Origin of the sequence: Cupriavidus sp. H18C2 (assembly GCF_049393795.1) — a bacterium.
Taxonomy (GTDB): domain Bacteria; phylum Pseudomonadota; class Gammaproteobacteria; order Burkholderiales; family Burkholderiaceae; genus Cupriavidus; species Cupriavidus pauculus_C.
Genome location: NZ_CP186011.1, coordinates 1,511,270 through 1,524,567, shown reverse-complemented (window position 1 = coordinate 1,524,567; position 13,298 = coordinate 1,511,270). Strand labels below are relative to the sequence as shown.

11 protein-coding genes are annotated in these 13,298 nt (G+C 67.9%); all 11 read left to right on the top strand.

Annotation, left to right across the window (positions count from 1 at the left end; genetic code table 11):
• Positions 1 to 48: 48 nt before the first annotated feature.
• The 11 genes from EPAKOI_RS23420 to cheA all read left to right on the top strand — a co-directional run bounded on the left by EPAKOI_RS23420 (position 49) and on the right by cheA (position 13,277).
• Positions 49 to 2,025, top strand: a complete 1,977-nt coding sequence (locus EPAKOI_RS23420) for a putative bifunctional diguanylate cyclase/phosphodiesterase (protein WP_423193842.1) — start codon at positions 49 to 51, stop codon at positions 2,023 to 2,025.
• A gap of 222 nt (positions 2,026 to 2,247) precedes the next feature.
• The gene (locus tag EPAKOI_RS23415) at positions 2,248 to 2,631 is read left to right on the top strand and encodes a response regulator (protein ID WP_124685949.1); all 384 of its coding nucleotides are present in this window, start codon (positions 2,248 to 2,250) and stop codon (positions 2,629 to 2,631) included.
• Positions 2,632 to 2,800: 169 nt separating this feature from the next.
• Positions 2,801 to 3,289, top strand: coding sequence for a chemotaxis protein CheW (locus EPAKOI_RS23410; protein WP_124685950.1), 489 nt, complete (start codon positions 2,801 to 2,803; stop codon positions 3,287 to 3,289).
• Positions 3,290 to 3,358: 69 nt separating this feature from the next.
• Positions 3,359 to 4,996: a methyl-accepting chemotaxis protein gene (locus EPAKOI_RS23405; RefSeq protein ID WP_423193841.1), complete on the top strand. Its 1,638-nt coding sequence runs from the start codon at positions 3,359 to 3,361 to the stop codon at positions 4,994 to 4,996.
• 173 nt (positions 4,997 to 5,169) lie between these two features.
• Positions 5,170 to 7,014, top strand: coding sequence for a methyl-accepting chemotaxis protein (locus tag EPAKOI_RS23400; protein WP_423193840.1), 1,845 nt, complete (start codon positions 5,170 to 5,172; stop codon positions 7,012 to 7,014).
• Positions 7,015 to 7,126: 112 nt separating this feature from the next.
• Entirely contained in the window at positions 7,127 to 7,879 is a 753-nt protein-coding gene (locus tag EPAKOI_RS23395; RefSeq protein ID WP_124685953.1) for a DUF4088 domain-containing protein, read from the top strand.
• 344 nt (positions 7,880 to 8,223) lie between these two features.
• Positions 8,224 to 8,595 carry a flagellar transcriptional regulator FlhD gene (gene flhD / locus EPAKOI_RS23390; RefSeq protein WP_172966159.1) on the top strand — a complete coding sequence of 124 codons (372 nt, stop codon included), beginning with the start codon at positions 8,224 to 8,226 and terminating at the stop codon, positions 8,593 to 8,595.
• Positions 8,592 to 9,197, top strand: a complete 606-nt coding sequence (gene flhC / locus EPAKOI_RS23385) for a flagellar transcriptional regulator FlhC (RefSeq protein WP_124685954.1) — start codon at positions 8,592 to 8,594, stop codon at positions 9,195 to 9,197. The genes flhD and flhC overlap by 4 nt, the downstream gene beginning before the upstream one ends.
• Before the next feature lie 127 nt (positions 9,198 to 9,324).
• Positions 9,325 to 10,188 carry a flagellar motor stator protein MotA gene (motA, locus tag EPAKOI_RS23380; RefSeq protein WP_124685955.1) on the top strand — a complete coding sequence of 288 codons (864 nt, stop codon included), beginning with the start codon at positions 9,325 to 9,327 and terminating at the stop codon, positions 10,186 to 10,188.
• A gap of 13 nt (positions 10,189 to 10,201) precedes the next feature.
• Positions 10,202 to 11,173 carry a flagellar motor protein MotB gene (motB, locus tag EPAKOI_RS23375; RefSeq protein ID WP_124685956.1) on the top strand — a complete coding sequence of 324 codons (972 nt, stop codon included), beginning with the start codon at positions 10,202 to 10,204 and terminating at the stop codon, positions 11,171 to 11,173.
• A 76-nt stretch (positions 11,174 to 11,249) separates the two neighbouring features.
• Entirely contained in the window at positions 11,250 to 13,277 is a 2,028-nt protein-coding gene (gene cheA, locus EPAKOI_RS23370) for a chemotaxis protein CheA (protein WP_423193839.1), read from the top strand.
• Positions 13,278 to 13,298 lie beyond the last annotated feature (21 nt).

Below are 13,298 nucleotides of genomic sequence, written 5' to 3'. Positions count from 1 at the left end.
CATCTTGTTGTCCGCCGCGCCGCTGCCGTCATTCTTCGCGCCCCCCCGATGATTGCCACGAATACCCTCCTGTTGCTGCTTGCGGCCACGCTCGGCGTCGCGGCCGCGCTGTGGCTGCGCGCGGCCAAAGCGGACGGCGAGCCGGGGCGCAAGGCGGTCCGGTCGCTGGGCTGGTCCGCCGCGCTGATGTCGCAGACCACGACCGGCATGCCGCTCTGGGTGACGCTCGCCTCCGGCACGATCAGCGCCGCCAACCAGGGCGCCGAGATGGCTGCCACGTTCGCCGCCACGCTGGCCGCCAGCGTGGCGGCGTCGAACCTGCTGGCGCCGGTGATGCAGTGGACGCGCCACGGCGGCCGGGGCTGGCAACTGGCCATCGCCACGGCGATGCTGGCCGGCGCCGGGCTGGTGGCCGTGGCCGGCGCGCGGCTGGGCCGGGCGTGCGGCGGGCTGTCGATGTCGCCGCGCGGCTGCCTCGATGCGGCCGGCGTGCACGGGCCGGCGTGGCTGGCCGGCGGGCTGGCGCTGCTGTGCTCGGGGCTTTACGCGATGCACCGGCTGCAGTCGCGCAAGTGGGCGGGCGCGTTCGGCGACATGGCGCTGCCCGATGACGCCATCGACGATCATCCGGCGGCCGGGCGCGGCGGCGAGTCGCGCGTGGTGCGCCGCGCCCATGGCCGCATGGGCGGCCTGACCGTGCGCTCGCCGGGCCGGGGCCAGCCGCCCGTGGGCGAATACAGCGTCAGCACCGAACTGCCCGACCGCACCGCGTTTGCGCGCTGGCTGGACCAGACCATCGCGCACGCGCGGCTGTCGGAAACCGCCTGCGCGGTGCTGCTGATTCATATCGCCGATTTCCGCGAGGTGGACGAAGTCTTCGAAGTCCGCGCCGACGACATCCTGGCGCAGGACGCCGGCGCGCTGGCGCAGGCCGCGCTGGAGCCGCACCACTTCCTGGCCCGGCTGGCGCGCGACGAATTTGCCGTGGGCGTGCCCGAACTAGTGCAGCACAGCCGCGCGCACGACGTGGGCGCCCGCGTGCTGGGGTCGCTGTCCGAATTCGTGGCCGCGCGCGGGCTGCAGATGCAGATCGGCGTCAACATCGGCATCGCGATCTACCCGCGCGACGCGGCCACGTCGGAGTCGCTGATGCAGGCCGCGCGCGTGAGCCTGTCCGAGGCGCGCGAAAGCGGGTCCAACCAGATGCGGGTGTTCAATTCGGCCGCCGGCGAGCGCGCGCGCCGCATGCGGGTGATCCGCCGCGACCTCTGGCCCGCCATCCAGGACGACGCCCTGTCGCTGGTCTACCAGCCCAAGTACGACGTGAAGTCGCGCGGCGTGGTGGGCGCCGAGGCGCTGTGCCGCTGGCGCCATCCGACGCTCGGGCCCGTGAATCCGGCCGAATTCATCATGGTGGCCGAGCAGTCGGGCCAGATCGACAAGCTTGACGACTGGGTCATCTCCACGGTCTGCGCGCAGGTGCGCCAGTGGCAGGACGCCGGGCTGCCGACGGTGCCGGTGGCCATCAACGTGTCCGGCCTGCGCTTTGCCAGCCGCAATTTCCCGCAGTACCTGCTCGAACAGATCCACCAGCACGACATTCCGCCGTCGGCCATCACGCTGGAAATCACCGAGACGGCGGCCATGAAGGACATCGGCAAGTCGATGGAGACGCTGGCGGAGCTGCAGTCGCTGGGCATCCACGTGGCGCTGGACGACTTCGGCAGCGGCTATTCCAGCCTGGGTTACCTGAAGCGGCTGCGGGTGGGCACGCTGAAGATCGACCGCACGCTGATCGGCGGGCTGGACGCCGACCCGCAGGGCCGGGCCATCGTCGGGTCGATGGTGGCGCTGGCGCACGAACTGCGCATGAAGGTGGTGGCCGAGGGCGTGGAATCGGCGTCGCAGCTGGAAATCCTGCACGACATGGGCTGCGACGAGGTGCAGGGCTACCTGATGGCCATGCCGCTCGACGTGCCGGCCTTTGCCGAGCTGATGGCCGGCGCCCAGCGGCTGCGGGCGTAGGCGCCGGGGCCGGTCCGCCCATTGCCGGAACCGCCGAAACCGCGCGAACGTGAAAAATTGTCAACTTTGCCCCGCCAACGCTAAAGCGCGGCGCTGGCGTGTCGATATGGAAAGGACAGGGCAGTGGCGCGTGCCGGCATTGGCGCGCGCCAGCCAGCTGGCCTGTCCGTCGCCGGCCGCATTGCCTTGGCACTGGCGGACCCACCGCTTCTGGAGTCACCGATGTCCCTTCCGCACATCCTCGTCGTCGACGATTCGCCGTCCCTGCGCCGCATGACCGTTGCCTGCCTGCGCGCGGGCGGATTCACGGTCACCGAGGCGGCCGACGGCAAGGAAGCGCACGAGGTGGCGATGGAGGGCGGGTTCGGCATGCTGGTGACCGACCAGGTCATGCCCGGCATGGACGGCCTGTCGCTGATCCGCGCGCTGCGCGCCACGCCGGCCTACGCCGCCATCCCCATCCTGATGCTGTCCACCGAGCACGACAGCCGCATCCTGGACCAGGCCCGCGAGGCCGGTGCCTCGGGCTTCCTGGCCAAGCCGTTCGACCCCGAAGAGCTGATGGCGTCGGTCCACGCGCTGCTGGACCCTCCCACGGAGGGGTAATCCGGGCACGAAGTCGTGCTTAATTCACCCCGCCGCCTGCCGTAAATACTGGAGGGCCATAGCAGGTGGTCCGGCCGGGGCCATGGGGCCGCGCCGGGTGCCGCCTCGGGTCGCCAGCAGCCAGGGGCACGCTACCCCGGCCACGACCAACCTTGCCAGCGGGGGCAACATGAACACCAGCAACAGCCGCGCGGACGGCGCGGGCGAAGAATTCCTGGCCTTCCGGCTGGGCCGCGAGGAATACGGCATCGACATCCTCAAGGTCCAGGAAATCCGTGGCTACGAATCGGTCACGCAGATCGCCAACGCGCCTGACTACCTGAAGGGCGTGATCAACCTGCGCGGCACCATCGTCCCGATCATCGACCTGCGCATCAAGTTCCGGCAGGCCCAGATCAGCTACGACCAGTACACCGTGGTGATCATCGTCGATATCCATGAACGCACCACCGGCATCGTGGTTGACGGCGTGTCCGACGTGCTGACGCTGACCGCGTCGCAGATCAAGCCCGCGCCGGCGCTGTCCGGCGGCGTGGAAACCGAATACATCCGCGGGCTCGGCTCGCTCGAAGGTCGCATGCTGATTCTGGCCGACATCGAGAAGCTGATGAACGTCGACGACCTCGCGGCGCTGGACGCCGCCGCCGGCACCGCCTGAACCCCCGACCAACCCGCGGCCCGGCCCGCGCCGACGCGGCGGGCCAGGCCCCAGAGCCGCCACACAGCAATGCGCAACAACCAGCCAGTCACGCAGCACGAGCACCTGCTCTCGCCGGACGATTACCTGATCTCGCGGACCGACCTCAAGGGGCGGATCACCTTCGCGAACCGGGCGTTCGTGGAGACCAGCGGCTTCCCGGCGGCCGAGCTGCTGGGCGCGCCGCACAACCTCGTGCGCCATCCCGACATGCCGCCGGAAGCGTTTGCCGACCTCTGGGCATCGATCCAGGCCGGCAAGTCGTGGGTCGGCATCGTCAAGAACCGCCGCAAGAACGGCGACTACTACTGGGTGCAGGCCACCGTGACCGCCACGCGCGTGGACGGCCGCATCATCGGCTGCACGTCCGTGCGCTCGATGGCCACGCGCGAGCAGATCGAGGCCGCCGACGCGGCCTACCGGCGCTTCCGCGAAAACCGCGCCGCCGGCCTGGCGATCCGCGATGGCGCCGTGGTGCGCACCGGCGTGGCGGGGCTGTTCGGCCGGCTCACGCGGCTGACGCTGCGCCGGCGCATCCTCTGGGCGCAGGCGGCCGGGCTGGCCTGGTTCCTGGCGGCGCTGGGCGGCGTGCACTGGATGTCGGCCGAGGCCGCCGCGCAACTGTGGCCATGGCTGTGGGGCGCGTTCGCGCTGGCCGTGCTGTCGTCGATGGCGTCGGGCGCGCTGCTGGTGGCGCGCGTGGAGCGGCCCGTGAGCGAGATGCTCGACTTCGCGCTGCGCATGGGCGCCGGCGACCTGACCACGACGTTCGAACACAAGGCCGCCGACGAGGTGGGCGCGCTGGCGCGTGCAATGCGCACGATGCAGCGCAGCCTGCTGTCGGTGGTGCATGACATCCAGGAAGGCATGACCAGCATCTCCACGGCCACGCACCAGGTGGCGGCGGGCAACAACGACCTGTCGCAGCGTACCGAGCAGCAGGCCGCGTCGCTGGAGGAGACCGCGTCGAGCATGGAGCAGTTGACCGGCACGGTGCGCCAGAACGCCGACAACGCGCGGCAGGCCAGCGGGCTGGCCGCCAACGCTTCCGAGACCGCGCTGCGCGGCGGCGAGGCCGTGGGGCGCGTGGTGCACACCATGCAGGACATCAACGAGGCGTCGCGCAAGATCGTAGACATCATCGGCGTGATCGAGGGCATCGCGTTCCAGACCAACATCCTGGCGCTGAATGCGGCCGTGGAGGCGGCGCGGGCCGGCGAACAGGGCCGCGGGTTTGCCGTGGTGGCGGGCGAGGTGCGCAGCCTGGCCCAGCGCAGCGCCAATGCGGCCAAGGAAATCAAGGGGCTGATCGGCAACACCGTGGCGCGCGTGGAAAACGGCGCCGCGCAGGTCAGCGAGGCTGGCGCGACGATGGACGAGATCGTCCAGGCCGTGAAGCGCGTGACCGACATCATGGGCGACATCAGTTCGGCATCGGCCGAGCAGAGCGCGGGCATCGAACAGGTGAACGAGGCGGTGGCGCAGATGGACGAAGGCACGCAGCAGAACGCCGCGCTGGTGGAGCAGGCCGCTGCCGCGGCCGGCGCACTGGAGGAACAGGCCGAGCGCCTGCGCGAGTCGATCTCCACGTTCCGCGTGAGCACGCAGGCCGAGGTCCGGCCCGCGCGCCCGCGCGGCGTGGCGGCGCTGGCGCATGTGGCTGGCTGAAGTGGGGAGCAGGCCCGCGCGCCGCAGGGTGGCCGGGCTTTCATAAAAGGGCCGCGTCTCGGGCGCGGCATCAGGAACGGGGTAGAGCGGCCGCCCACGCAGGCGGCAGCGACATGCAACCCGGAGCGGCGTGGCCGTTCCGGTCATTTCTGACAGAAGAAGGGGGTAGTTCTATGCAGTGGTTCAATCAACTTCGCGTGACGACCAGGCTGATCGCCGGCTTCCTGGTCGTATCCGTGATCGGTGCCGTCATCGGCCTGCTGGGCGTGGTCAACATGGGGCGCATGGCGGAATGGACCGGCAAGATCTACAACACCGACCTGCAGGCGCTGAAGGCCGTGCAGGACGGCAACATCAACCTGGTCTACGCCAGCCGCGCCCAGATTGCGCTGCTGTCGGCGTCGACCATGGGCGAGCGGGCGACCGAGAAGGAACAGATCCAGAAGTCGCTGACCGCCATGGAAACCCGCGTCAAGCTGGCCAAGGACTCGTTCGCGTCGCCCGAGGGCCAGGCCCTGTTCAAGCAGTACGAGACGCTGGTGCCGCCGTTCCGCGAGCGCATGCAGAAGTACGTCGACCTGGTCAGCAAGCAGCCGCTGGACACGTCGCAGTTCGAAAGCACCGTGTTCACGGAAAGTACCGACCTGCTCAAGGACAGCCGCGCGCTGGAAGACGTGCTGTTCAAGATGGTCAAGCGCCGCGACGAGCGCGCCAAGGCCAACATGGATGAATCGACCAGCGTCTACAACAGCTCGCGCGTGCTGATGCTGCTGCTGGTGCTGGGCGGCGTCGTGATCTCGGTGGTGCTGGGCTGGCTGCTGGCCCGCCAGCTGTCGCGCCAGCTTGGCGGCGAGCCGGGCTACGCCGCGTCGATTGCCGCGCGCATCGCCGACGGCGACTTCTCGGGCAAGGTGGAACTGCGCCGTGGCGACGACCACAGCCTGCTGCACGCCATGAGCCAGATGCAGCAGCAGCTCTCGGGCATGGTGCGCGACTTCAAGGAATCGGCCGAATCGATCGGCACGGCGTCGCGCCAGATCGCGGCGGGCAACAACGACCTGTCGCAGCGTACCGAGCAGCAGGCCGCGTCGCTGGAGGAAACGGCGTCGAGCATGGAGGAACTGACCAGCACCGTGCGCCAGAACGCCGACAACGCGCGCCAGGCCAGCGGGCTGGCGGCCAACGCGTCGGATACAGCCGTGCGCGGCGGCGAGGTGGTGGGCCGCGTGGTGGAGACGATGGGCGAGATCAACGACGCCTCGCGCAAGATCGTCGACATCATCGGCGTGATCGAGGGCATCGCGTTCCAGACCAACATCCTGGCGCTGAACGCGGCCGTGGAAGCGGCCCGCGCCGGCGAGCAGGGCCGTGGTTTTGCGGTGGTGGCCGGTGAAGTGCGCAGCCTGGCGCAGCGCAGCGCCAACGCCGCCAAGGAAATCAAGACGCTGATCGACAACTCGGTGGCGCAGGTGGATACCGGCGCGGCGCTGGTGAGCCAGGCCGGCACGACCATGGACGAGATCGTGCAGGCCGTGAAGCGCGTGACCGACATCATGGGCGAGATCAGCGCGGCCTCCGCCGAGCAGAGCTCGGGCATCGAGCAGGTGAACCAGGCCGTGGCGCAGATGGACGAGGTGACGCAGCAGAACGCGGCGCTGGTGGAGCAGGCTGCCGCGGCGGCCGGGTCGCTGCAGGACCAGGCGTCGCGCCTGATGGATTCGGTGTCCAGCTTCCGCCTGTCCGACGACGACGGCCACGTGGCGGCGGCCCCGATGCTGGCCGCCCCGGCCGCCCCGACCGTGCGCTCGGTGGTCAAGCCGGCCGCCAAGCCGGCTGTGGCCCGCGTGGGCAAGGCTCGCAAGACCGGTGGCAAGGCGTCCCGCGCCGCGACCGCGCTGGTGGCCGTGGCGGCCGCCGCGCCGGCCGTCGGTGAAGAAGCCGAGGAAGCTGCCGATAGCTACAAGAAGCGCCCGGCATTGACCGCCGCGTCCGACAACGGCGACTGGAGCGCCTTCTGATCGACCGCCGGGACTGGTCCCGGCGCCTGAACTCGCCGTCGTCACCAGACGGCACGCCCCGGCACAGCGGCACCCCCGCTGCGCCGGGGCGTTCACACGTCCGCAGAACATCATGCATACGGAAATCAGTCTGTCCCTGTCGGCCGAAGCCGTAGCGCGGTTGCGAGCGGACTTCGACGCCTTTGTAAAAGTTTCCACCGGGCTGGACCCGCAGTTCATCCCGCCCGCCTTTGACGACTTCATGCGCGCGCGGCTGATGCAGCAGGACGGGCCGCTGACCGAGCGGGCCGTGATGCGGCTGCTGGCCAGTGGCGAGTACGGCTGGGCCAAGAAGGTCTTCGACAAGCAACTGCCCAACGCGCTGGCGGCGCTGATGCGTGACGCGCAGCGCTTTGGCTTTGCGCTGGTCGTGCAGCCGGACTGGACGCCCCAGCAGCGCGTGGATCACGCGCGCGAGTGGGCGGCCAACATCCTGTCCGAAGCGGGCGCCGACGCGGCGTTCACCGAGGCGCTGGCGGCGCAGATCTCGTCGTCGGCCGTCGATGTGCGCGCCATCGAGGAACGCATGCGCACGCCGGCCTGGCGGATTGCCGACGGGCTGCGCCAGCGGGCCTACGACGTCATGTACGCGCTGCAGACCGAGCAGAGCGAGGCGCTGGGCCGCAGCAAGGTGGGCGAGCTGCGGACGCTGCTGGGGCTGGCGCTCGAATACGGTTCTGTAAGTGCCGAGGAAGCCGCCCGCGTGCTCGAACAAGTGGAGCGTGCGCGGCCGCATCTGTTCCGCGAAGCCCCCGACGACGTCTTTGCGCGGCTGGCCGCGTGGCTGCGGCGCGTGTTTAGCCAAGGCGCGCTGGTTCGTCAATAGTGGAAAGCAGCAACCCCACTTCAGCAGGTGGCGTGTGCACGGCTCGGGAACCCTATCCGTTCTGTACACAAACTGTTACACCTTTGATGAAAATCAGAAGTCAGTCACATTCGCTGTTACAAATTTGGCTGGCCATGTCTTTTCCTTGCGACATTCCGCAATCCCCAACGTAAGTAGGGATTGGCATTGTGGGCGGATTGCCGATATAAACGTAACAGTTTCACTTGCACTCTGTAACATCTGTAACGTTTCAGGGTTAAGGTGTAACCGGGCGAAGTATCTTTCGTTGTACGTCGTACCTACTCGAACACGCACCAAACGATCTGGTCGCCGGCAGGAGTTCCATGCCGGTAAGCGCCGGACAAGCGGTCGAGAGGTTTTTTGGTAGCGGGGAAAAATTGGAAAGCAGTGAAGTTCTCCAGGAGATCAGGGAGGTCAATCTCGCCTATCTTCTGCTTGCGCAACGACTGGTGCGCGAAAACCAGGTGGAAGCCATGTTCAGGCTTGGTGTCAGCAAGGAAATTGCTGAGATCCTTGCCAAGCTGACGTCGGCGCAACTCGTCAAGCTGGCAGCATCCAACATGGTGCTGTGCCGTTTCCGCTTCGACGACCATGCGTTGCTGTCCACCCTCACCCACACGGCCAAGAGCCATGATATGCAGCAGATCCACGCTGCTATCCTGCTGGCCCGGCAACCTGTGGAGTCGCTCAATTGACCGCGCTCCTCCAGGCCCAGCCGGCCCGCAGCTTCACGGCCACACCCGTACCCAACCGCAAGAGCGTCCTGCAGGATGCCAACCAGACCCAGCTCGCCATCGAGCTGATCGGACTGGGGGCGCGCCTGCAGGTGCTTGAAGCCGAGACCACGCTCTCGCGCGACCGGTTGATCCGGCTCTACAAGGAGCTCCGGGGCGCGTCGCCGCCCAAGGGCATGCTCCCCTTCTCGACGGACTGGTTCACCACCTGGCTGCCGAATATCCACTCGTCGCTGTTCTTCTCGGCGTACCAGTTCATGGTGCAGGAAGGCGAGACGTCGGGCATTCGTGCCGTAGTGGCCGCTTACCGTCTGTACCTCGAGCACGTTTCGCTGCTCGGCGGCGAAATCGTCTTAAGTTTCACCCGTGCCTGGACGTTAGTACGGTTTTTCGAGAGCAACATGCTGCAGCTTTCCACGTGCACCTGTTGCGGCGGCCAGTTCGTGACGCATGCCTATGAGCCGCACGCGAACTTCGTCTGCAGCCTGTGCCGTCCGCCCTCGCGGGCCGGAAAGGTGAAGAAGCTCTCGAAGGACGCCACAGCCGCGCAGACCGAAGCCTGAGTTCATCGGGACTGACGTCTTCACGGCAGGTGGGCCCCGGACGTACCGGCGGGCGCTGACCCCGTTCGCCTGTACGCCAGGGAGCCCTTGTGCGCCTGACGCGTGTTTTTCAGACGGGGATCCGATCGTGCTAGTAGTTCTTGGCTATGTCGTCGTAGTTGTGGCGGTGCTGGGTGGTTACGCCCTCACCGGCGGCCACATGGGCGCGCTTTACCAACCGGCGGAGCTGATCATCATTGGCGGCGCCGCGGTGGGCGCCTTCATCAGCTCCAACAGCGGCAAGGCCATCAAGGCCACGATGAAGGCCATGCCCTCGCTGCTCAAGGGCTCCAAGTACAAGAAGGAACTGTACCTGGACGTGATGGCGCTGCTCTACGTGCTGCTGTCCAAGGCACGCCGCGAGGGCATCCTGTTCCTCGAAAAGGAAATTGCCGATCCCGCATCGAGCAGTGTCTTCAGCCAGTACCCCCGCATCCTGGCCGACGCCAAGATGATGGAGTTCCTGACCGACTACCTGCGCATGATGGTCAACGGCAACATGAACGCCTTCGAGATCGAGGCGCTCATGGACCACGAAATCGAAACGTTCCGCCACGAGGCCGAGATTCCCGCCCATGCGCTGTCGCGCGTCGGCGACGGCCTGCCCGCCTTCGGCATCGTTGCCGCGGTGATGGGCGTGGTGCACGCGCTGGCCTCGGCAGACCTGCCGCCGGCCGAACTGGGCGCCCTGATCGCCCACGCCATGGTGGGTACGTTCCTGGGCATCCTGCTGGCCTACGGCTTCGTGTCGCCGCTGGCGTCGCGGGTGGAGCACCAGGTGTCCGAGAGCATCAAGATGTACGAATGCATCAAGGTGACCCTGCTGGCGTCGCTCAACGGCTACGCGCCGCTGGTGGCGGTGGAATTTGGCCGCAAGGTGCTGTACTCCACGGTACGTCCGTCGTTCCTCGAGCTCGACGACCACGTCCGCGAAGTCAAGAGCCTGACCTGACGGGAGAGCAGCCATGAGCAGCGCCCAGGACCTTCGTCCGATCATCATCAAGAAGGCGAAGTCGCACGCCAAGCCGCACGGCAACCATAGCTGGAAGATTGCCTACGCCGACTTCATGACGGCCATGATGGCGCTGTTCCTGGTGCTGTGGCTGCTGAGTTCGTCGTCGCCCAAGACGCTGGTGGGCGTGGCCGAGTACTTCAAGACGCCGCTGAAGGTGGCGGTGGCCGGCGGCGACAAGAGCAGCCTGTCGAAGAGCGTGATCCCCGGCGGCGGCAAGGACCCCACGGCCAAGGACGGCGAGGTCATGCGCGCCATGACCAACGACCCGGCCGACGCCCAGCGCCGCCGCGACCAGATGGACAGCGAGCGCCTGCGCGCGCTCAAGGGCCGCCTGGAACAGATCATCGAGAACAACCCCACGCTGCGCCAGTTCCGGCCGCAGTTGCTGCTGGATATCACCAGCGAGGGCCTGCGCATCCAGATCCTGGATACGCAGAACCGGCCGATGTTCCGCACCGGCAGCGCCGCGGTGGAGCCGTACATGCGCACCATCCTGCGCGAGATCGGCCCGGTGCTCAACGAGATGCCCAACAAGGTGAGCCTGTCTGGCCACACCGACTCGGCCACGTACATGCGCGGGGAGCGCGCGTACAGCAACTGGGAGCTGTCGGCCGACCGCGCCAACGCGTCGCGCCAGGAGCTGATTGCCGGCGGCATGCAGGAAGGCAAGGTGCTGCGCGTGCTGGGCCTGGCCGACACGATGCCGCTGGAAAAGAACGACGCGCTGGCGCCCACCAACCGCCGCATCAGCATCGTGGTGCTGAACAAGCGTGCGCAGGCCCAGTTCGAGCAGGAAAACGCCAGCGCCGCCGACGTGCAGGTGCAGGCCACTAAGGGGCGCGCGGCCGAGGAGTTCCAGGCGCAGGTGGAGGGCGCCCCGGGCGCGGCGGCAGTGGCTGCCAGCGCGCCGAAGGCCAAGTAGGAACAGAGGGAAGAAGGGGGCGCGCCACCGCGGTGGGCGGCGCGTCCTCCCAGCAATCTAGCGAGCCAGGACAACCATGTCTGTCGATATCGATATCACGCAGTTCTACCAGACCTTCTTCGAAGAGGCAGAGGAACTGCTCGTTGAAATGGAGCAGCTGCTGCTCGAGGTGGACATCGAGTCGCCCGATGCCGAAGCGCTCAACGCCATCTTCCGTGCCGCGCATTCCATCAAGGGCGGTGCCGCCACGTTCGGCTTCACGGCCCTGACCGAGACCACGCACATCTTCGAGAACCTGCTAGACCGCACGCGGCGGCGGGAACTGGCCCTGACCCGGGTCATCATCGACACCTTTCTGGAAACCAAGGACGTGTTGCAAGACCAGCTCAACGCCTATCGCAACGGCACCGAACCCGATCCGGAAACGTTCAAGCGCATCTGCGCCGTCCTGCAACAACTGGCGCAGGAAGCCGGCGGCGATGCGGGCCACGCTCCGGCCCCCGCACCCGCTGCCGTGGCGGCCCCGGCCCCCGCGCCGGCCGCAGCGCCGGCCGGCGGCAACCTCAAGGTTCGCCTGATCAAGGTGTCCCCGGCCGACCAGGCGCTGCTGCGCGAGGAACTGGCCAACCTGGGCGAGATCACCGGCCAGGAAGAGGCCGACGGCGACCTGACCATCTGGCTGAACAGCCAGTGCGGCACCGACGACATCATCGCGGTCTGCTGTTTCGTGATCGACGAGAAGCAGATCGCCGTGGAAGCCGTGGCCCCCGGCGAGGCACCCGCCGCCGCGCCGGCCCCGGCACCGGCCCCCGCGGCCGCCCCGGCGCCGGTTGCCGCCGCGCCCGCCGCCGCCCCGGCCGCCAAGGACAAGGAAAAAGCCAAGCCGGCCGCCGCGGCCGCCGCGCATGCGCCGGATTCGGGCTCGATCCGCGTGCCGACCGAGAAGGTCGACCAGATCATCAACCTGGTGGGCGAACTGGTCATCACCCAGTCGATGCTGGCGCAGACCGCCTCGTCGCTGGACCCGGTACTGTTCGACCGCCTGTTCTCGGGCATGGGCCAGCTGGAGCGCAACGCCCGCGACCTGCAGGAAGCGGTGATGTCGATCCGCATGATGCCGATGGACTACGTGTTCTCGCGCTTCCCGCGCCTGGTGCGCGACCTGGCCAGCAAGCTGGGCAAGCAGATCGACCTGGTCACCTTCGGCAAGGCCACCGAGCTGGACAAGAGCCTGATCGAGCGGATCATCGACCCGCTGACCCACCTGGTGCGCAACAGCCTGGACCACGGCATCGAGACCCCCGAGAAGCGCGTGGCCGCCGGCAAGGAGCCGACCGGCCAGCTCATCCTGTCCGCGCAGCACGCGGGCGGCAACATCGTGATCGAGGTCAGCGACGACGGCGGTGGCCTGAACCGCGACCGCATCCTGTCCAAGGCGCTGCAGAACAACCTGCCGGGCGTGTCGGAGAGCATGCCCGACGAGGAAGTCTGGCAGCTCATCTTCGCGCCGGGCTTTTCCACGGCCGAGGTGGTGACCGACGTGTCGGGCCGCGGCGTGGGCATGGACGTGGTCAAGCGGAACATCCAGGAAATGGGCGGCCACGTGGAAATCAGCTCGCGCCAGGGCCTGGGCGCCACCACGCGCATCGTGCTGCCGCTGACGCTGGCCATCCTGGACGGCATGTCGGTGCGCACCGGCGAGGAAACGTTCATCCTGCCGCTGAACTGCGTGATGGAGTCTCTGCAGCCGAAGGCCGACGACGTGCACACCGCCGCCAACGGCGAGCGCGTGATGAACGTGCGCGGCGAATACCTGCCGCTGCTGGAACTGCACAAGGTCTTCAACGTGGCCAACGCCGTGCAGGAGCCCACGCAGGGCATCGCCGTGATCCTGTCCGCCGAGGGCAAGCGCTTCGCGCTGCTGGTGGACCAGTTGATCGGCCAGCACCAGGTGGTGCTGAAGAACCTGGAAACCAACTACCGCAAGGTGCCGTGCATCTCGGCCGCGACGATCCTGGGCGACGGCAGCGTCGCGCTGATCGTGGACGTGGCCGCGCTGCAGCGCACCGGCGTGCGCCGCCAGGACATGGCGATCGCACTGTAACTGACAGCAAGGAGAACGGAC